The sequence below is a fragment of the Streptomyces sp. NBC_00354 genome (genome assembly GCF_036106915.1).
GTDB lineage: Bacteria > Actinomycetota > Actinomycetes > Streptomycetales > Streptomycetaceae > Streptomyces.
Window position 1 is genome coordinate 2,973,082 of record NZ_CP107983.1, and the last position, 19,522, is coordinate 2,992,603.

Here is a 19,522-nt window from a genome sequence, read left to right on the forward strand (position 1 = left end):
GTCGTCCTCCTGGTGCTATCCGTACGGGTGGTGCCGACTCCATACTCGGGGTCGGTCCGAAGACCTGCGGAGGTGGGGTGTGCGCGCGTTACGAGCGGTGGCTGCGGTGCTGCTGGGTGCGGTGGTCCTGAGCGGGTGCGGGTCGGGGGACGGCGGGTCGGACGACAAGGCGACCGCGAGTCCCTCCTCCGGCGGCGGGAGCAGCAGCAATACTGCGTCCGCTTCGGCACAGCCGTCCCCCGGCCCCGGGTCGAGCGCGACCGCCGAGCCGCCGGGGCAGCCGACAAGTACGCCGACGGCCTCGTCCGTGCCCGTTCCCCCGGGGCCCTCCTCGGCGCTGGAGCGCCTGGTCACGGTCACCCGGACCGGGGGGCTGGCCGGGAGGACGAGCACTCTGCTGGTCAAGGGCGACGGCTCGTGGACCCGGCTGGACGGGCAGGCGCGCCCGGCCGGCACCGGGAAGCTGCCGGCGGACCGGGTCGAGAGGCTGCGCGCCGCGCTCCGGCAGGCGGACTTCGCGCACCTGCCCCGGGTCCCGAAGGGCGGGGCGACGATCTTCGACGGGTTCTACTACGCCTTCGTGCACGGCGGCTACGAGGTGGCCGCCGAGCAGGGGTCGCTGACGCCGGGCCTGCAGAGCGTGCTGGACGAACTGCCCCCGTTCGAGGCGGGGTAGGCAGGCTCGGGGCGGTCCGGCCCGGGGCGGTCCGGCCCGGCAGGGCTGCTTTGACTTTCCCCAGGTCACGGCATTGACTGAAGGGAGAGCGACCACGGCAACAGAGGTATGCCGGGACGCCCCGCGAGAAAGGTCGCGGCCCATGTATCGCAAGCGTTCGCACGTGGTTGCGCGCATGCTCCCCGTCCTCGCCGCGGCTGCGTTGTCCCAGGTTCTCGCCGTGGGGGGATTCGCCGCCCAGGCCTCACCGCCTCCGGCCGAGGCCGCGGTGGCGGCTGCTCCGGATTTCACCTGCCCCATCGGTGACGGCCCCCATGGGCCGGGCTGCCGCAAGGAACACCGCGAGGGTTGCCCTCCGCTCCGACCGATCCCCGATGCCCCGCCCGCACCGCAGGTGCCGCCCGCACCGCAGATGCCGCCCGGCACACGAGCGCACCAGCACACCCGATGACACAGCAGCCGACCTAGGACGACCAGGCCGCGGCCGGCAGGCCCGTTCCCGACGTCGAGATCCCGCGCAGCTGGCGGTCGAGGTATCCGTGCAGCCGGTGCGGCATGTCCACGGCCTCGGGGGCCAGGACCCACTGGATCTGCAGGCCGTCCATGACGGCGAGGGTCTCGCGGGCCACGGCCTCGCAGTCGGTGCCGGGCCGGAGCTCGCCGCGGGCGACGCCCGCCTCCAGCAGCCGGACGTTGTGGGCGAGCACCCGGGCGTAGCGCTGCGTGAAGTACTCGTGCGCGGGGTGGCCGGCGTTGCCGGACTCGCCGACCAGCGTGTTGTACATCCGTACGAGGCCTGGCCGGCGGGCGTTGTCCGCGGCCAGGGCGACGACGGTGGCGTAGTACGCGGCGACGGACTCCTCCGGCCCGCTGAACAGGCGCTCCACGTCGTGCTGCTCGCTCTGCGCCAGCACCGACAGGAGCAGGTCCTCCTTGCTGCGGAAGTGGTGCAGCAGCCCGCCCTGGGTGATCCCGCAGTCGTTGGCGATGCGGGCGAGCGAGGAGGCGTGGAAGCCCCACTGTGCGAAGTGCTCCACCGCGGTGTCGAGGATCTTCGCGCGGCGGGCGTCGCCCACCGCGTAGGTCCCTCGGCCGGTGGCCTTCGGGGCGGTCCGCTCCTTGTCCTGTGCCATGCGACCCACCCTAGGTCGTGTCGTTTCCGGCCTCGCGGGGGCGTGATTCAGGTCACTTTTCCAAAACCTAGTGGGTGCATGGTTTTCGCGCTTACGGTGAGCACCCTCCGCCGGACCGCACCCAGGAGCCGTACGCCGATGAACGCCACGCCCGACGCCGGCCCCGCGTACAAGGACGCCGCTCTCCCGGTGGACCTGCGCGTGGCGGACCTGCTCTCCCGGATGACGCTGGAGGAGAAGGCCGGCCAGCTCTTCCACTCCATGCTGATGATGAATCCGGACGGCACCCCGGTCACCGAGACCGACGGCTCGATGCTCCCGTTCGCCACGCCCGAGCTGGTCGGGGACCGCTTCGTCAGCCACTTCAACCTGCTCGGCACGTACGGCGCCCGCGAGATGGCGCAGTGGCAGAACGCGGTGCAGGAGATGGCCGCGGCCACCCGGCTCGGCATCCCGGTCACGCTCTCGACCGACCCGCGGCACGCCTTCACCGACAACATCGGCGCCTCGTTCAACGCCGGCGCCTTCTCTGCCTGGCCGGAGGCGCTGGGCCTGGCCGCGATCGGCGACCCGGAGCTGGTCTTCCGCTTCGCGGACACCGTCCGCCGCGAGTACCTGGCCGTCGGCTTCCGGGTCGCCCTGCACCCGCAGATCGACCTGGCGAGCGAGCCGCGCTGGGCCCGCCAGACGGGCACGTTCGGCTCGGACGCGCGGCTGACGGGCGAGCTGGTGCAGGCGTACGTCCGCGGGCTCCAGGGCCCGGAGCTCGGTCCCGAGTCCGTCTCGGCGATGGTCAAGCACTTCCCGGGCGGCGGCCCCCAGAAGGACGGCGAGGACCCCCACTTCGCGCACGGCAAGGAGCAGGTCTATCCGGGCGGGATGCGCGAGCACCACCTGGAGCCGTTCCGGGCGGCCGTCGCGGCCGGCTGCGCGCAGATGATGCCGTACTACGGCCAGCCGATCGGCACGGACTGGGAGGAGGTCGGCTTCGGCTTCAACAAGGGCGTGGTCACGGGCCTGCTCCGCGAGGAGCTGGGCTTCGAGGGGATCGTCTGCACCGACTGGGGGCTGCTCAACGACGCCTCGATCTTCGGCGAGGTCCACCCGGCGCGGGCCTGGGGCCTGGAGCACCTGACGGTCGCCGAGCGGGCGGCCCGTGCGCTGGACGCCGGGGCCGACCAGTTCGGCGGGGAGCAGTGCCCGGAGGTGATCGTGGACCTGGTCCGCTCGGGCCGGATCACGGAGTCCCGGATCGACGCGTCGGTGGCCCGGCTGCTGCGGGAGAAGTTCGTGCTGGGCCTGTTCGAGAACCCGTACGTGGACCCGGACGCGGCGGCGGAGACGGTGGGCCGGGCCGATTTCGCGGCGGCGGGGGCGGCGGCCCAGCGCCGCTCGCTCACGGTGCTGACCAACCGCGGCGGGCTGCTGCCGGTCGCCGGGCGCCCGAAGCTGTACGTGCAGGGCGTGGACGAGGCCGTCGCGGCGGGGTACGGCGAGGTGGTGTCCGAGCCGGAGGCGGCGGATCTGGCGGTGCTGCGGCTGCGCACCCCGTACGAGCCGCGGGAGAACATCTTCGAGTCGTACTTCCACTCGGGCTCGCTGGCCTTCGCGGAGCCGGAGCTGTCCCGGATCCTGGCCCTCCTGGACTCCGTACCGACGCTGGTCTGCATCAATCTGGAGCGGGCGGCGGTCATCCCGGAGATCGCCGAGCGGGCGGCGGCGCTGATCGCGGACTACGGCGCCGAGGACGCCGCGCTGCTGGACGTGGCGTTCGGCCGGGCCGTGCCCGAGGGGCGGCTCCCCTTCGAGCTGCCGCGGTCGATGGCGGCGGTGGAGGCCTCTCGGCCCGATGTGCCGAACGACACCCTCGACCCCGTGTTCGAGCACGGACACGGGCTGGCCCTGTAGGGGGTCGACAAAAGCGCGCGGTGGCCGACGATCACCGCGCACCGGGTGGCCGTGCTGTGGGGGGACGGCCACCCGGCATCACCGCCCATATCCCCATTCCCGCCATAATCGGAACCGCTGCTTCCGCTGTTTTCCCTGTCCGAACCCCGCATAGCCGCAGGCCGGTGGCTCCTCTACGCTGCACCCCTACTACGCGGATCTTCAGGGGCGGGAAATGGAACAGACACACACCACCCACAGCGGCGCCGCGGCCACCCCCGGCGCTCAGCGGCGCGTGCTCGTGGTCGAGGACGACCGCACGATCGCCGACGCCATCGCTGCCCGGCTGCGCGCCGAGGGCTTCCAGGTGCAGGCCGCCTTCGACGGCCCGGCCGCCGTCGCCGCGGCCGAGAGCTGGCAGCCCGAGCTGCTGGTCCTCGACGTGATGCTGCCCGGCTTCGACGGCCTCGAGGTCTGCCGCCGGGTCCAGGCCCAGCGGCCGGTGCCGGTGCTGATGCTCACCGCGCGGGACGACGAGACCGACATGCTCGTCGGGCTCGGGGTCGGCGCGGACGACTACATGACGAAGCCGTTCTCGATGCGCGAGCTCGCGGCGCGGGTCCACGTCCTGCTGCGGCGCGTGGAGCGGGCCACCCTGGCCGCCACCGCCCCGCGCGGGGCCACGCTGCGGCTGGGCGATCTGGAGATCGACCACGCGCAGCGCCGGGTCCGGGTGCAGGCCGAGGACGTACACCTGACGCCGACCGAGTTCGACCTGCTGGTGTGCCTGGCCGGCACCCCGCGGGCGGTGCTCTCCCGGGAGCAGCTGCTCGCCGAGGTGTGGGACTGGGCCGACGCGTCCGGGACCCGTACGGTCGACAGCCACATCAAGGCCCTGCGCCGGAAGATCGGGGCGGAGCGGATCCGTACGGTCCACGGCGTCGGGTACGCCCTGGAGACCCCGGCCCAGGCATGAGCGGGGGGCGCCCGCCGGGAGGGCTGAGGCCGTTCTCCCCGTTCTCGATCAAGACCAAGCTGGGCACGCTCGTCGTGGTCTCGGTCTTCATCACGACGGGGCTGCTGATGGTGGCCCTGCGCACGGACACCGAGCTGCGGTTCATCACGGTGTTCTCGGTGATCGCCTCGATGCTGATCACCCAGTTCGTGGCGCACAGCCTGACGGCGCCGCTGGACGACATGACCCGGGTGGCCCGTGCGATATCCCACGGGGACTACACGCGCCGGGTGCGCGGGGCCGGGCGCCGCGACGAGCTGGGCGACCTGGCCTCCACGATCAACCTGATGGCGGACGACCTGGAGGCCGTGGACCGGCACCGCAAGGAGCTGGTCGCCAACGTCTCGCACGAGCTGCGCACGCCGATCGCGGCGCTGCGGGCGGTGCTGGAGAACGTGGTGGACGGGGTCTCCGAGGCCGATCCGGAGACCATGCGGACGATGCTGAAGCAGACCGAGCGCCTCGGCCGGCTCGTGGAGACCCTGCTGGACCTGTCCCGGGTGGACAACGGGGTGGTCCCGCTGAAGGCCCGCCGCTTCGAGGTGTGGCCGTACCTGTCGGGGGTCCTGAAGGAATCGGGCCTCGCGGCCGCCGGCCGGCCGGGCCTGCTCTCCGGCTCCGGCGGGCACACCCGCAACGACGTGCACCTGCACCTGGACGTGTTCCCGCCCGAGCTCACGGCGTACGCGGACGCCGAGCGCCTGCACCAGGTGGTGGCGAACCTGATCGACAACGCGGTCAAGCACAGCCCGCCGCACGGCCGGGTCACCGTCCGTGCCCGGGCCGGCGACGCACCCGGCAGTCTCGCGCTGGAGGTACGGGACGAAGGCCCCGGCATACCGGAGGCGGAGCGGCACCGGGTCTTCGAGCGGTTCAACCGGGGCAGCGCGAACGGCGGCGACGGCGGTACCGGACTGGGCCTGGCCATCGCCCGCTGGGCCGTCGGCCTGCACGGAGGGCACATCGGGGTGGCCGAATCGTCACGCGGCTGCCGGATCCTCGTCACGCTTCCGGGCAGCTCCCAGGCGTCGCATTGACGTAGGGTTCGAGTGGGTAGGACATGATCTCGGCCACACGTGCCCGGGGTCCGTCAGGGGTGCGAAGCCATGGGGGCCGCAACCACGGTGCCCCCTACCCGAACCAGGCTGGTTTCCCGCCATTCAGAGCGGCGAAACCCGCCGTTCGGTGTGACCTACATGACGTAAGTCCCGCCCGGTCTGCATCCAGCGGCCAGGGAGGCGTAGCCTTTATTCCCGCTGTCCATACCTTGTGAAGCGGAAGAGGGCGGTTGCCGCCGTGTCGCCACAGTCCCCCAGTAACTCGAGCACCACGACCGAAGCAGAGGGCGGGAAGACCCCTGCCTCAGGCTTCGGCGCCAATGAGTGGCTCGTCGACGAGATCTATCAGCAGTACCTCCAGGACCCGAATTCGGTCGACCGGGCCTGGTGGGACTTCTTCGCCGACTACAAGCCGGGGGGCACTGCGTCTCCGGTGAAGCCGGACGAGCCCAAGAAGTCCCCGACGACGGACGGCGCCTCCGCACAGGCCGCCCCTGCCGTCGCCCCGCAGGTCTCCGACGCCGCCGCCACGGGGGCGGCGAGCGCCGCCGCGCCCTCTCCTGCCGCCGCGCCCACGCCTGTGTCAGCTCCTGCCCCTGCTCCTGCCACCCCCTCTGGTGCCCCTGCTGTGACTGTCACCTCCCAGGCCCAGGCCGCCGCACCGGCCGCCGCAGCCCCTCAGGCCCCGGCTCCGGCCTCCGCCGCCCCCGTCGCCGCCCAGAAGCCCGCGCCCGCTGCCGCGCCCACCGCTGGGGCCCCTGCCGGCCCCGAGCTGGTGACGCTCCGCGGCCCGGCCGCCGCGGTCGCCAAGAACATGAACGCCTCCCTCGACGTCCCGACGGCCACGTCCGTCCGCGCCGTCCCGGTGAAGCTGCTGTTCGACAACCGCATCGTCATCAACAACCACCTGAAGCGCGCCCGGGGCGGGAAGATCTCCTTCACCCACCTCATCGGCTACGCGATGGTGCAGGCCATCAAGGCCATGCCGACGATGAACAACTCCTTCGCGGAGAAGGACGGCAAGCCCACCCTGGTCAAGCCGGAGCACGTGAACTTCGGCCTCGCGATCGACCTGGTGAAGCCGAACGGCGACCGCCAGCTCGTCGTCGCCGGCATCAAGAAGGCCGAGACCCTCAACTTCTTCGAGTTCTGGATGGCCTACGAGGACATCGTCCGCCGCGCCCGTGTCGGCAAGCTGACGATGGACGACTTCACCGGCGTCACCGTCTCGCTGACCAACCCCGGCGGCCTGGGCACCGTCCACTCCGTGCCCCGCCTGATGCCCGGACAGTCGGTCATCATGGGCGTCGGCTCCATGGACTACCCCGCCGAGTTCCAGGGCACCTCGCAGGACACCCTGAACAAGCTGGGCATCTCCAAGGTCATGACCCTGACCTCGACCTACGACCACCGGGTCATCCAGGGCGCGGCCTCCGGCGAGTTCCTGCGCATCGTCGCGAACCTGCTGCTCGGCGAGAGCGGCTTCTACGACGACGTCTTCGAGGCGCTGCGCATCCCGTACGAGCCGGTCCGCTGGAACCGCGACATCGACGCCTCGCACGACGACGACGTCACGAAGGCCGCCCGCGTCTTCGAGCTGATCCACTCCTACCGGGTCCGCGGCCACGTCATGGCCGACACCGACCCGCTGGAGTACAAGCAGCGCAAGCACCCCGACCTCGACATCACCGAGCACGGCCTCACCCTGTGGGACCTGGAGCGCGAGTTCGCGGTCGGCGGCTTCTCCGGCAAGTCGATGATGAAGCTCCGCGACATCCTCGGCGTGCTGCGCGACTCGTACTGCCGCACCACCGGCGTCGAGTTCATGCACATCCAGGACCCGAAGCAGCGCCGCTGGATCCAGGACCGCATCGAGCGCCCGCACTCCAAGCCGGAGCGCGAGGAGCAGCTGCGCATCCTGCGCCGCCTGAACGCGGCGGAGGCTTTCGAGACCTTCCTGCAGACGAAGTACGTCGGCCAGAAGCGCTTCTCCCTGGAGGGCGGCGAGTCCGTCATCCCGCTGCTCGACGCCGTCATCGACTCGGCCGCCGAGGCCCGCCTCGACGAGGTCGCGATCGGCATGGCCCACCGCGGCCGCCTGAACGTGCTCGCCAACATCGTCGGCAAGTCGTACGCGCAGATCTTCCGCGAGTTCGAGGGCAACCTCGACCCGAAGTCCATGCACGGCTCCGGCGACGTCAAGTACCACCTGGGCGCCGAGGGCACCTTCACGGGCCTGGACGGGGAGCAGATCAAGGTCTCGCTCGTCGCCAACCCCTCGCACCTGGAGGCGGTGGACCCGGTCCTGGAGGGCGTCGTCCGCGCCAAGCAGGACGTCATCAACAAGGGCGGCACGGACTTCACCGTCCTGCCCGTCGCCCTGCACGGTGACGCGGCCTTCGCCGGCCAGGGTGTCGTCGCCGAGACCCTGAACATGTCGCAGCTGCGCGGCTACCGCACCGGCGGCACCGTCCACGTCGTGATCAACAACCAGGTCGGCTTCACCGCCGCCCCGGAGTCCTCGCGTTCCTCGATGTACGCGACCGACGTGGCCCGCATGATCGAGGCGCCGATCTTCCACGTGAACGGTGACGACCCGGAGGCCGTGGTCCGCATCGCGCGGCTCGCCTTCGAGTTCCGCCAGGCGTTCAACAAGGACGTCGTCATCGACCTCATCTGCTACCGCCGCCGCGGTCACAACGAGTCGGACAACCCGGCGTTCACGCAGCCGCTGATGTACGACCTGATCGACAAGAAGCGCTCGGTGCGCAAGCTGTACACCGAGTCCCTCATCGGTCGCGGCGACATCACGCTGGAAGAGGCGGAGCAGGCGCTCCAGGACTTCCAGGGCCAGCTGGAGAAGGTCTTCGCGGAGGTCCGCGAGGCCGCCACGTCTCCCGCCGCCGGCGCCCCGGTGACGCCCGCGCAGACCGCGCAGGAGTTCCCGGTCCCGGTGAACACCGCGATCTCGCAGGACGTGGTGAAGCGGATCGCCGAGTCCCAGGTCAACGTCCCGGACCACGTCACCGTGCACCCGCGTCTGCTGCCGCAGCTGCAGCGCCGCGCGGCGATGATCGACGAGGGCACGATCGACTGGGGCATGGGCGAGACCCTGGCCTTCGGTTCGCTGCTGATGGAGGGCACCCCGGTCCGCCTGTCGGGCCAGGACTCCCGCCGCGGCACCTTCGGCCAGCGCCACGCGGTCCTCATCGACCGGGAGACGGGCGAGGACTACACCCCGCTCCAGTACCTCTCGGACGACCAGGCCCGCTACAACGTCTACGACTCGCTGCTCTCCGAGTACGCGGCCATGGGCTTCGAGTACGGCTACTCGCTGGCCCGTCCGGACGCGCTGGTCCTCTGGGAGGCCCAGTTCGGTGACTTCGTCAACGGCGCGCAGACCGTCGTCGACGAGTTCATCTCCTCGGCCGAGCAGAAGTGGGGCCAGACCTCCGGCGTCACGCTGCTGCTGCCGCACGGCTACGAGGGCCAGGGCCCGGACCACTCGTCCGCGCGTCCCGAGCGCTTCCTCCAGATGTGCGCGCAGGACAACATGACGGTCGCGATGCCGACCCTGCCGTCGAACTACTTCCACCTGCTGCGCTGGCAGGTCCACAACCCGCACCACAAGCCGCTCATCGTCTTCACCCCGAAGTCGATGCTGCGTCTGAAGGCGGCGGCGTCGAAGGCGGAGGAGTTCACGAACGGCTCGTTCCGTCCGGTCATCGGTGACGCGACCGTGGACCCGTCCGCGGTCCGCAAGGTCGTCTTCTGCGCGGGCAAGGTCTACTACGACCTGGAGGCCGAGCGGGAGAAGCGCGGCATCACCGACACGGCGATCATCCGCATCGAGCGGCTGTACCCGCTGGCCGGCGCCGAGCTCCAGGCGGAGATCGCCAAGTTCCCGAACGCGGCGAAGTACATCTGGGCCCAGGAAGAGCCGGCGAACCAGGGTGCGTGGCCGTTCATCGCGCTGAACCTGATCGACCACCTCGACCTGGCCGTCGGCGCGGAGGTCCCGGCCGGCGAGCGCCTGCGCCGCATCTCGCGCCCGCACGGCTCCTCCCCCGCGGTGGGCTCGGCGAAGCGCCACCAGGCGGAGCAGCAGCTGCTGCTGAACGAGGTCTTCGAGGCGTAAGCCTCGCCTCGCCCGTACGACCGGAAGGCCCGGCCCCTCACGGGGGCCGGGCCTTCCGGCTGTGGCGGGACGGGGGCTTGCGCCTCCTCCCCCACACCCGTTCCGGCTGTCTGCCAGGCTTCGCTTGCTCGGGGCCTTCACCCCCCGCTCCCCACCACCGCCGAGCGGTGGCTGCCCACCCGCCCCCACCGGCGGCGCGGTGGGGCGCGGTGGATCGCCGGACGGGGTCGCGGACAGCGGCATTTGGATGAGCCAAGTCGGCCGACGGGGCCGGTGGCTTCGGGGTTCGGCACCCAATCAGCCGGGATCAGAGAGGGTTTGGGGGTTTCCCGTCAGTCTCATCGTCTCTCCGGTCCGAGCCGCCCTGTCAAGGGCGCTCCCTGCGGTCGCGTCGCTCCGCGATGGCCTTCGGCCACCCTGGACAGGCCGTCCCGGCCCGGACATACGAAGACTGCCGGGAAGCCCCCAAAAGAACGGCACGGGTCGGAGAGCAATGAGCGGGGAGATCAGGGAGCGGCTGCCGTGTTCCCTTGGCCCTGCCAAGGCCATCACCCCGGTCGGGCAGCGTCGGGGACGCGGGCATCAGGCAGGCTTCCGCCCGGGGCCCATAAGCAGGCCTGTTCCGGGTCGGTAGCGGCTCTACCTGCACGAAACAGCGACCAGCAACCCATCGGGAGCCGCCGGTCGCGTCTGATCGCTACGCGCTCCTCGCCGACGGCGTCCGGGGGCCGTCCGGGGCTGGACATAGACCGCCACGGATCGCTACGCGGCTGAGGTGAGCTGGCGGCGATCAGCCGGTCCTGGGCTGGTCGTGCCGCGGCGATGGCCGGGCGCTCAGCGGCGGGCGCGTAGCTCGGCGTGGTGTCTCATGATCAGGACGTTCATGTCGCTGACGCGCGAGCGGTCACGCTCCACGTGGGCCTGGAAGCGGGCGGAGACGTGAGCGGCGCACTCGGCGCAGGAATCCGGAGGGACCGGCAGCCGCGGGAACAAGTCGGCGGCCTCCATCACACGGCCTCGATGTTGGCCACGGCCGTGGAGATCTCCCGGCCCGACGGGCCCCGGACGTACGCCAGCTTCACCCAGTGCTCACGGACCGGGGTGTCTGAGACGTCCTGACGGACCACCGCCATCAGCTCGCCCTCGACGCCGGACGCAATGTCACGCACCCGCTTGCGGAGCAGAGCGTGAGGGACTTCCTCGAAGGGACGGAGTACTGCTTCATGCATCATGGGGTGTCGCTTCCGTGGATCAGGGCGTTCGCCGCCAGCTCGGAGACGCAGAGCCGGATGTCCTCGGCAGAGCTGGGCAGGCCCCAGGAGGTCAAGGTCGTGACGGCGAAGGCTCGGGCGAGGCCGGTCGACTCGGGCTGCGGGTCGAAGGAACTCTGCTTCGGATCAGGCATCAGTGCGCACCTCTCGTGTCCAGGGCTGGGGTGGGGGCAGGGCGGAAGCGGCGGCGGACCGGCGCCGGGCCCGGTCCGGCCGCGCCGTGGCCTGCCGGGTGCCTGCCAGGCCCTCGGGCCAGCAACAGCCGGGCTCCGGCTGCGGTGATCCGGGCGTTCCTCGGGGCGCTATGCCCTTGGGTCCCAGGTGGGAGACGGCGGGCAGGACGACGCCGAAGGTGCCGGGCGGTTCCAGGACGTCGATGAGGCCGGTGAACGCCGCGATGCTCGACGAGGGGTTCCACTTCGATGTCCATCCAAGGGTCCGGCAGCTGGTGTCACCGCTCAGCCTGAACCTGCACCAACGCTGTGCAAATGACCGCCTGTTGCACTTCCGTTGCACTTCTGTCCCCCCGCTCGTGCGGGCCGTGCTTCGATGACGGCAGGAAGGGAGCGACATGTGGCGACCGTGCACCACTGGACCGGCCTGGAGGCCAAGGCCCTTCGTCTCGCGCTGCGGCTGAGCGTCCGAGCATTCGCCGGCCACCTCGGCGTCGGCATCCGGACGATCTCCAAGTGGGAGAAACTCCTGGCCGCAACCGAGCCCCGCCAGGACACCCAGGCGATCTTGGATACCGCTCTGGCCCGCGCGGATGCCGCTGCCCATCTCCGCTTCGAGACGTTCCTGTCCGAAGCCGGCCGGACCACCTCCGCAGCCGGTGTCCGCAGGGTGACCGCCAGCGGGCCGCTGGCATGGGAGTACGAATCGTGGACCGACGACCTCGACCGGGCCGTGGCCGCTCTCTCCCGGCAGGACTTCACCTTCGCCGACAGCCTGATCCGCCGCTGGCTCGGGCGGTTCAAGCCGACCCCCCTCGATGACAAGGGTCTATATCTGTTCGCCCGCTCAACCGCCCTGCTGGGCGATCTCCAGCGCGACCGGGGTGCGGTGATCGGCCCGCTGTCGGCCCAGTACTCCTATGCCTCAGCGAAATCACTGTTCGGCCAGTTAGACATCCCCCGCCGTGTCGCCCAGCTCGACCTGTCCCTCGCGGTCGTCGCCGAGATGTCGGGAAAGCTGGAGGTCGCTGCCCATCAGTACGAGTCCCTCGCCGTGGACGACCGGCTTTCCCGCCGGGACCGGGCCAGGGCCCGGCTGTGGGTGGGAACAGCCCTGAGCAAGGACGGCAACCACAGCTATGCCTCCCGCGTCATGCTCGCCGCGACCCGGGAGTTCGAGGATCTCGCCGAGCCGGAAGACTGGTCGGTCGCCCACCAGAAACTCGCCCTGGCCCACCGCGGCGCCGGTGATCTCTCATCGGCCCTGCACTTCATCGGAATCGCCCGCAGCACGGCCGCCACCGACGCGCCGATGCAGCGGGTTCGCCTGGAAACCGCCCACGGCCACATCCTGCTGTCCGATCCCGCCACCCGCGATGATGGCCTTCACGTCCTCGACGAAGCGGCCCGGCTGGCCGGCCAGTTCGGCCTCAGCCACCAGCTGACCAGCATCGAGGGCATCAGGGCCATGAGCGACGGGGCCGCCGGCCCCCGACGACGGTGACCAGGGAGAAGATCGCGTGACGGACATCCAGCAGACGATCACCGAGGACCAGTGGCGCAAAGCCAAGCTGATCTGGGACTACCACCAGATGGGCCACGACCTGGCCCCGGTGGAGGTTGCGATCGGACTGGGCAGCCACGACCTCGGAGTCGCCGCGGCCACCGCCGACCTCTATCGCGCCGGTCTCTTCCCCATCCTCGTGTTCACCGGCGGCAACAGCCCCACCACCGCCAACGTGTTCCCGCGCGGTGAAGCCGTCCACTTCCGCAAGCACGCCCTCGAACTCGGCGTCCCCGACGAAGCCATCCTCGTCGAACCCAACGCCGCCAACACCGGCCAGAACATCACCCTCAGCCGGGAACTGCTGGCCCAGAACGGAATCACCCCGAAGACCGTGCTGCTGGTCTCCAAGCCGTACATGGAGCGACGGTCCTTCGCCACCGCCCGCAAGCTGTGGCCCGAGGTCGACATCATCTGTGCCTCGGAGCCGCTCGAACTGGACGACTACCTCAAAAGCATCGGCGACGAGAAGCTCGTCCTTGACATGCTCGTCGGTGATCTCCAGCGGGTGATCGAGTATCCGAAGAACGGGTTCGCCATCGCCCAGGATGTCCCGGAGGACGTGCATGACGCGTACGAATCCCTCATCCGCGACGGCTTCACCAGCCGCCTCATCTCCTGACCTGCCCGCCTCCGGCGGACTGTGTGCCATCCACCAGCCGAACCTGTTTCCCCGGCTGACGACGCTGGCCAAGCTGTTCGCGGCGGACACCTGGATCGTCCTCGACGACGTCCAGTTCGCCCGCCGCGACTACCAGCACCGCACCCGCCTGGCCACCCTGGGGGCTCCGGACCGGACTAAGTGGCTGTCGATCCCCACCCATTTGCCTCAAGGCCGCCAGACCTCCATCCGCGAAACCTTGATCGCCGACCCGGGTCTTGCCCGGCGGCGGACCACAGCGATGCTGCGGCAGTACTACGGAGCCAGCCCTCACTGGCCCGCCATCGCTCAGGCCCTGGAGCCGGTGGCGGCGGCGTTCGGCAGCGGCAGGACCGCGGCCGTCGCCGAGGCCTCCGCACGTAGCCTGCTGAACCTCCTCGGCTGGAAGGGCCGGATCCTCCGCAGCAGCGAACTACCGGCCCGGCCCGGACGGTCCCAGAAGCTCGCCGACCTCGCCGCGGCGGCAGGCACCCACACGTATCTGTGTGGGACCGGCGGCATGAAGTACCTCGACGAGGACCCCTTCACGGCCCAGGCGATCACGGTCGTCCCGTTCCGGGCGCCGACGACCAGAATCTGGTCCTCCGGCGGCCAGGTCAGCGCCCTGTGGACTCTGGCGACGCTCGGCCCCGCCGCCCTGGCCGACCGGCTCGGGGCCCTCTCCGGCGCTCAGGCCGAGCTGGAGTCCGCGGCCTGAGCACGTGCCCAGTCGCGTACGACACCGGCATGCACCACCCCATACGCATCTATATGCTCACCCGCCTGTTCGAACCGAGATGGCCCCGCATAGCCGGTGGTATCAGCTGGTGGGTGCGCGGAACGGGATCACGTTGGCAGAGGCCGGAACGGGATCAGGTGCCGACCGCAGGCCGTGACGGCCGACCAGACCGCTGGCATGCCCGACGTGCTCGCCTCGGCGATTCGGGAGCTGGTCGCCGAGTACGAGGCGCAGGACTCGCCGGAGGCGGTCTGCGCGCGCGACGCGGACAAGCTGGAGTGCATGCTCCAGGGCATCGAGTACAAGGCCCAGGGGTACGAGGCCGCGCAGCGGTGGATCGACAACAGCCGGGCTCGGCTCACGACCGAGGCGGGGCGGCGGCTGGCCGGCGAGCTGCTCGGACAGGGACCGTTGGACTGACTGCGGGTGGCCATCGGCGAAAAGCCCTGACCGGTTGCGCGGGTCAGCCGCCGACGGCTTCGGCCGTTGTTCTTGAATGGTCGTTCATGTATGTTTTTCCCATGCCCAGACCTCGCGAGTTCGAGCCCGACACCGTCCTGAACGCGGCCATGCTGCGGTTCTGGGAGCGCGGGTACCGGGCGACGTCCATCGAGGATCTGGTGAAGGCGACCGGGGTGAAGCCCGGCAGTCTGTACGGCGTCTTTCCGGGCGGTAAGCACGCGCTGTTCCTGAAGTCGCTGGAGCGCTACTCGAAGCTGGTCGTCCCCGAGAAGCTGGGCGAGCTGGAGGCTTCGGGGGCGTCGGCGGCCGAGATCCGCGGCTACTTCGACGGGCTGGTGAGCGACCTGCTCAGCCCCGAGGGGCGGCAGGGCTGCCTGCTCGTCAACACAGCGATCGAGAACGCCGCCGAGGACGACGAGGCGGCGGCCGTCGTCCGCGGCCACCTGGCCCGGCTCGAACGGTGCATGACCCACGCGCTGGAGAACGCGGCCCGCAGGGGCCAGGTGCGCGCCGGCCTGGACTGCGCCGGCAGCGCCAAGCTGCTGGTCGCCACCTGCCAGGGGCTGATGGTCGTCGGGAAGGCGAATCCCGACGAGACGCTCCTGCGGGCGATCGTCGACAACGCCTTCACCGCTCTCGTCTGACAGAGAGCCGTACGGGCCACCGTTCGCGGTGGCCCTTCCTTCGCATCGATAGTTGAATACATGTTCAAGAATGGAGCCGGGACATGAAAGCCATCGTCATCTCCGCCCACGGCGGCCCCGAGGTTCTCACCCACACCGAACTGCCCGACCCGGCACCCGCCGACGGCGAAGTGCTGATCCGGGTCAAGGCGTTCGGCCTCAACCACGCCGAGGCGTACATGCGCAGCGGCGCCTGGGGGAAGGTCGCCGCCGTCCCCGGGATCGAGTGCGCCGGGGTGGTGGAGGCAGACCCGTCCGGTGGGCTCCCCGCCGGGACGAGAGTGGTGGCGATCCTCGGCGGCATGGGCAGGACCCGCAACGGAAGCTACGCGGAGCTGGTGACCGTTCCGGCGACCAACGTGGTGGCCGTGCGCTCGGCGCTGGACTGGGCCGGTCTGGCGGCGGTGCCCGAGGTGTACGCGACCGCGTGGAGCGGCCTGTTCGGGAATCTGGACCTGCGGCCGGGCGAGACCGTGGTGGTGAGGGGGGCGACCTCCTCGCTCGGCCAGGCCGCCGTCAACCTGGCGGTCGACCACGGCGCGACCGTGCTCGCCACGACCCGGGATCCGCGGCGGGCGCCGCTGCTGAAGGAGCTCGGGGCCGCCGACGTGCTCATCGACGACGGCGCGCTCGCCGCCCAGGTCTCGGTGCGGGAGGCCGGCGTCGACGCGGTGTTCGACGTCGTCGGCAACAGCGTCCTGCGCGACTCGCTGGCCCTGGTCCGGCCGCGCGGCCGCGTGTGCCAGGTCGGCTTCCTCGGCGGATTCGAGCCGGTGCGGGACTTCGACCCGATCGCCGACCTCCCCAGCGGGGTCCGGCTCAGCTTCTTCGGCAGCGCCTTCGTCCTGGGCACCCCCGCGTTCCCGCTCACCGACGTGCCGTTGGACGAGATCTACGCCAAGGTCCACGCCGGCGTGCTGCGGGCCCGTCCCACCCGGGTCTTCCGGTTCGACGAGATCGTCGAAGCCCACCGGACCATGGAAGCCGGCGAAGCCCTCGGGAAGATGGTCGTCACCCTCGGCTGAACCAGCCCCTACGGCTGCGGCTCGAAGTCCCAGTACGGGCGGTTCTGCTGGCGGGCCGAGACCGTGTGGACGTGTTGGGGGCCCAGGGTGCGGGTCAGGGCCTTGAGGCCGGCGTCCTCGTGCTTCTGGGCCTCCGCGTCCTCGCGGACCGAGCGGAGGTCCGCCGCCAGGGCGATCTGGGCGCTCAGGGTCATCGGGTGGTCCGGGCCCAGGACCTGCTCGCAGCCGCGGAGGGTCTCCCGGCTCAGGTCCAGGGCGTCCGCTAGGCGGCCCGTGATGTTGCGGTGCCCGGTGGCGTTGAGTGCGCAGCCGAGGGTCCACGGGTGACGGTCCCCGACCGCGCCGCGCATGCCGACCAGGGCCTGTTCCGCCAGGTTGAGGGCCTCGACCCGTTCGCCCTGCGCGCGCAGGACCAGGCCGAGGTTGCCGACCGTGCCGATGCTGTACGGGTGGGCCAGCCCCAGCTGCGTCTGGTAGCCCCGTACGACCTCCTCCGAGATCCGGCGGGCCTCGCCGATGTCCCCGTACTCCCGCAGGTACGTCGCGTAGTCCGAGGCCACCATCAGGGTCCACGGGAACTCCGCGCCGAACACCCGCGTGGAGCGCTCCAGGACGCTGCGCAGCCGGGCCCCGGCGCCGGGGATGTCCCCGGAGCGGCGCAGGCACATGCCGAGGTTGTGCTCGGCGCGCAGGGTCTGGGGGTGGTTGGGGCCCAGCACCTGGGAGTTGAGCTTGAGGCCCTGTTCCTGCCGGGCGAGGGCCTCCCGGTAGCGGCCCATCAGCCGCAGCCCCATCGCGCAGCCGATGCCGGAGGAGAGCGTCGCGATGTGCCGCACGCGCAGGACCCGCTCGCGCCGCCGCAGGGTGTCGAGGTCGGCTTCGTACGCCTCCTGGTAGCGGCCCAGCAGCCGCAGCGCGACGGCGACGTTGTTCTCGGCGTTCAACGTCGTGGAGTCGTCCTCGCCGAGCAGCTCGCGGTAGCGCGCGAAGGCGTGTTCCAAGAGCTCCCGGGCGTGGCCGAACTTGGCCGTGCTGAGCAGCACCCCGGCGTACGTGCTGGTGGCGCGCAGCGTCTCCAGGTCACGGTCGCCCCGCTCGGCCAGCAGCCGGTCGGCGACCGATTTGGCGAGGGTCTCGGCGCGCTTGAAGTGGCCGAGCATCCGCAGAGCGCCGCCGAAGTGGTAGCTGAGCTCGCGGACCTGGTCGTGGTCGTCGCCGAGCATCGTGCGCCACACGGCGTCGGTCTGCTCGGCGAGCCGCAGGCAGGTGCGGTACTCCCCGGCGAGGATCAGGTAGCGCAGGCAGTGCAGCAGGAAGGTCTGGATCCGCGGGTTGCTGCTGGTCAGCACACCGGCGGTCTCCAGGTGCGGGATCAGCTCGGCGTAGCGGGGCCACAGCCGGGAGTCGGAGGGCCGGCCCGGGTCGGCGGCGGCGAGGACCTGCCGGACGGCGCGGGAGAGCGGTTCGGCCTCGTCCTCGGAGAGGTTCTCGCGGACGATGCCGTGCACCATGCGGTGCAGCTGTACGGTCTCCAGCCCGCCGCCGCCCTCCTCCACGGACAGGTCGGAGTACTCGAGGCGGACGACGGAGAACTGGACGAGCTTGTTGAGGGCGGCGTTCCACCGGATCTGGTCGTTGATCAGCCCGGCGAGCTGCTCGGGCACGTCGGCGGCGGGGAACTCGCGCAGCAGCCGCAGCGGCACCGGGCCGGGGGCGAAGAACACGAACAGCCTCAGCAGGGAGAGCGCGTCGGGGAAGTTCTCCCGGACGTTGTTCAGCAGTATCGCGAGGGCGGTCGGGAAGGGCAGCGGGTAGTCGTCGGAGACGGTGACGGCCTCCCGGGAGTCCAGTCTGCGCTGGAGCAGGGCCAGGTAGTCGCCGACCGTCAGCGGGGAATCGGCGAGCCAGCCGGCGGTCTGGTCGAGGGCGAGGGGGTAGTCCTCCAGGGCCTCGGCGAGCTGGTCGGCCTCGTCGCCGGTGAGCCGGCGGGCCCGGCGGCGGATGAAGGTGATGGACTCGGGCCGGGCGTACAGCGGGACTTCGATGAGGCTGGTGTGCCGGGAGGCCCATTCGCGGTTGCGGGAGGTGATGATGACGTCGCCCGCGCCCGACGGCAGCAGGTCGGTGAGGTCGTCGGGGTTGTCGCAGCCGTCGAAGACCACCAGCCAGCGGCTGTACGGGGATCCGCGGCGCAGCGCCTCCAGGACGGCCCGGATCTGCTCGCCGTAGCTGCCGGCACCGCGCGGCAGGCCCATCGCGGGGGCCAGGTCGGCGAGCCGCTCGCGCAGGGTGGGCCGGTCCTCGGCGGGGACCCACCACACGACGTCGTACTCGGAGGCGAAGCGGTACGCGTACTCGGTGGCGACCTGCGTCTTGCCCACCCCGGACAGCCCGAGCAGGGTGACGGTCGAGGCGCCGGGCGGGGCGTCGGCGAGGGCGGCGCGCAGCCTGCCGATGACGTCGTTGCGGCCGGTGAAGCGCGGGTTGCGGCGCGGGACCCGGCCCCAGATCTCGGGCGGGTCGTTCGGGAAGCGGGGGCCGCGGCGGCCGGTCTCGGTGCCGATCCGGTCGGTGGGCAGCTCGAGCCGGCGCAGCACCCGGTACTCCGCCTCGTACGCGTCCAGCCCCCACAGGTCGGTCTTCTCCAGCACGGCGGCGGCGCTGGGCAGCGGCGCGTCGGTGAGGCAGACGGCAGCGAACCGGTCGGGGTGGTGGTCGGTGACGGTGCGCAGGGCGGTGTTCCACTCCTCGTCGGTGTGGGTGCCTGCGGAGAAGTAGCGCTCGCTGAGGATGAGCAGGACCCGGCTGCCGCTGCGGGCCAGGTCGTCGAGGGCGGGGGCGAGGCCGGGGCTGGATTGCGGGTCCCAGCGCGCGAGGGCGACCCGGTGGCCGTGCTCCTCGAGGCGGTGGGCGATCCACACGGCCCAGGGCCGGTTGAACCCCGCGAAGCTGATGACGAAGCGCTGCGGCTGCGCGGCTCCGTCGCGGTCTCGGTCCTGCCGAAGTCCGGTGGTCATGCGGCCGTCTCCCTGGAATCCGGGCGGTGGACGGGGTTGAA

The 19,522-nt window shown here is 71.1% G+C and carries 14 protein-coding genes and 1 pseudogene; 11 read left to right on the forward strand and 4 right to left on the reverse strand.

The window, feature by feature from the left end; all coding sequences use genetic code 11:
- Nucleotides 1-79 precede the first annotated feature (79 nt).
- Entirely contained in the window at nt 80-676 is a 597-nt protein-coding gene (locus tag OHT74_RS13020) for a hypothetical protein (RefSeq protein ID WP_328620321.1), read from the forward strand.
- Between the two features lie 464 nt (nt 677-1,140).
- Here the strand turns inward: OHT74_RS13020 and OHT74_RS13025 are convergent, their stop codons facing one another.
- Nucleotides 1,141-1,809 (reverse strand): TetR/AcrR family transcriptional regulator, encoded by a 669-nt coding sequence (locus OHT74_RS13025; protein ID WP_266663822.1) that lies wholly within the window; start codon nt 1,807-1,809, stop codon nt 1,141-1,143.
- Nucleotides 1,810-1,947: 138 nt separating this feature from the next.
- On the opposite strand from OHT74_RS13025, the gene OHT74_RS13030 reads away from it, so the two are divergent.
- The 4 genes from OHT74_RS13030 to OHT74_RS13045 all read left to right on the forward strand — a co-directional run bounded on the left by OHT74_RS13030 (nt 1,948) and on the right by OHT74_RS13045 (nt 9,907).
- Nucleotides 1,948-3,717 (forward strand): glycoside hydrolase family 3 protein, encoded by a 1,770-nt coding sequence (locus tag OHT74_RS13030; RefSeq protein WP_328620322.1) that lies wholly within the window; start codon nt 1,948-1,950, stop codon nt 3,715-3,717.
- 214 nt (nt 3,718-3,931) lie between these two features.
- A complete protein-coding gene (locus OHT74_RS13035) occupies nt 3,932-4,672 on the forward strand; it encodes a response regulator transcription factor (RefSeq protein ID WP_030303523.1) in 741 nt (246 codons plus the stop codon).
- Entirely contained in the window at nt 4,669-5,748 is a 1,080-nt protein-coding gene (locus OHT74_RS13040; RefSeq protein WP_266663824.1) for a HAMP domain-containing sensor histidine kinase, read from the forward strand. The genes OHT74_RS13035 and OHT74_RS13040 overlap by 4 nt, the downstream gene beginning before the upstream one ends.
- A 259-nt stretch (nt 5,749-6,007) precedes the next feature.
- Complete coding sequence (locus tag OHT74_RS13045; RefSeq protein ID WP_266663825.1) at nt 6,008-9,907, forward strand: multifunctional oxoglutarate decarboxylase/oxoglutarate dehydrogenase thiamine pyrophosphate-binding subunit/dihydrolipoyllysine-residue succinyltransferase subunit; 3,900 nt, start codon at nt 6,008-6,010, stop codon at nt 9,905-9,907.
- A 1,007-nt stretch (nt 9,908-10,914) separates the two neighbouring features.
- Here the strand turns inward: OHT74_RS13045 and OHT74_RS13050 are convergent.
- Nucleotides 10,915-11,076: a hypothetical protein gene (locus OHT74_RS13050; RefSeq protein WP_328620323.1), complete on the reverse strand. Its 162-nt coding sequence runs from the start codon at nt 11,074-11,076 to the stop codon at nt 10,915-10,917.
- Nucleotides 11,077-11,135: 59 nt separating this feature from the next.
- Nucleotides 11,136-11,312 carry an ATP-binding protein gene (locus OHT74_RS13055; protein ID WP_328620324.1) on the reverse strand — a complete coding sequence of 59 codons (177 nt, stop codon included), beginning with the start codon at nt 11,310-11,312 and terminating at the stop codon, nt 11,136-11,138.
- Between the two features lie 439 nt (nt 11,313-11,751).
- Between OHT74_RS13055 and OHT74_RS13060 the strand changes: the two genes are divergently transcribed.
- The 6 genes and pseudogenes from OHT74_RS13060 to OHT74_RS13085 all read left to right on the forward strand — a co-directional run bounded on the left by OHT74_RS13060 (nt 11,752) and on the right by OHT74_RS13085 (nt 16,464).
- The gene (locus OHT74_RS13060; RefSeq protein WP_328620325.1) at nt 11,752-12,855 is read left to right on the forward strand and encodes a helix-turn-helix domain-containing protein; all 1,104 of its coding nucleotides are present in this window, start codon (nt 11,752-11,754) and stop codon (nt 12,853-12,855) included.
- 16 nt (nt 12,856-12,871) lie between these two features.
- Nucleotides 12,872-13,537 carry a YdcF family protein gene (locus OHT74_RS13065; protein ID WP_328620326.1) on the forward strand — a complete coding sequence of 222 codons (666 nt, stop codon included), beginning with the start codon at nt 12,872-12,874 and terminating at the stop codon, nt 13,535-13,537.
- Nucleotides 13,482-14,273, forward strand: a complete 792-nt coding sequence (locus OHT74_RS13070) for a WbqC family protein (protein WP_328620327.1) — start codon at nt 13,482-13,484, stop codon at nt 14,271-14,273. Before OHT74_RS13065 ends, OHT74_RS13070 begins: the two co-directional genes overlap by 56 nt.
- A 165-nt stretch (nt 14,274-14,438) precedes the next feature.
- Nucleotides 14,439-14,714, forward strand: a pseudogene (locus OHT74_RS13075) (HD domain-containing protein); the annotation flags it as partial.
- A gap of 101 nt (nt 14,715-14,815) precedes the next feature.
- A complete protein-coding gene (locus OHT74_RS13080; protein WP_328620328.1) occupies nt 14,816-15,400 on the forward strand; it encodes a TetR/AcrR family transcriptional regulator in 585 nt (194 codons plus the stop codon).
- A gap of 83 nt (nt 15,401-15,483) precedes the next feature.
- Nucleotides 15,484-16,464, forward strand: coding sequence for a zinc-binding dehydrogenase (locus OHT74_RS13085; protein ID WP_266663837.1), 981 nt, complete (start codon nt 15,484-15,486; stop codon nt 16,462-16,464).
- A gap of 8 nt (nt 16,465-16,472) precedes the next feature.
- Here OHT74_RS13085 and fxsT read toward each other — a convergent pair whose 3' ends face one another.
- Nucleotides 16,473-19,481, reverse strand: coding sequence for an FxSxx-COOH system tetratricopeptide repeat protein (gene fxsT, locus OHT74_RS13090; protein WP_328620329.1), 3,009 nt, complete (start codon nt 19,479-19,481; stop codon nt 16,473-16,475).
- Between the last annotated feature and the right edge of the window lie 41 nt (nt 19,482-19,522).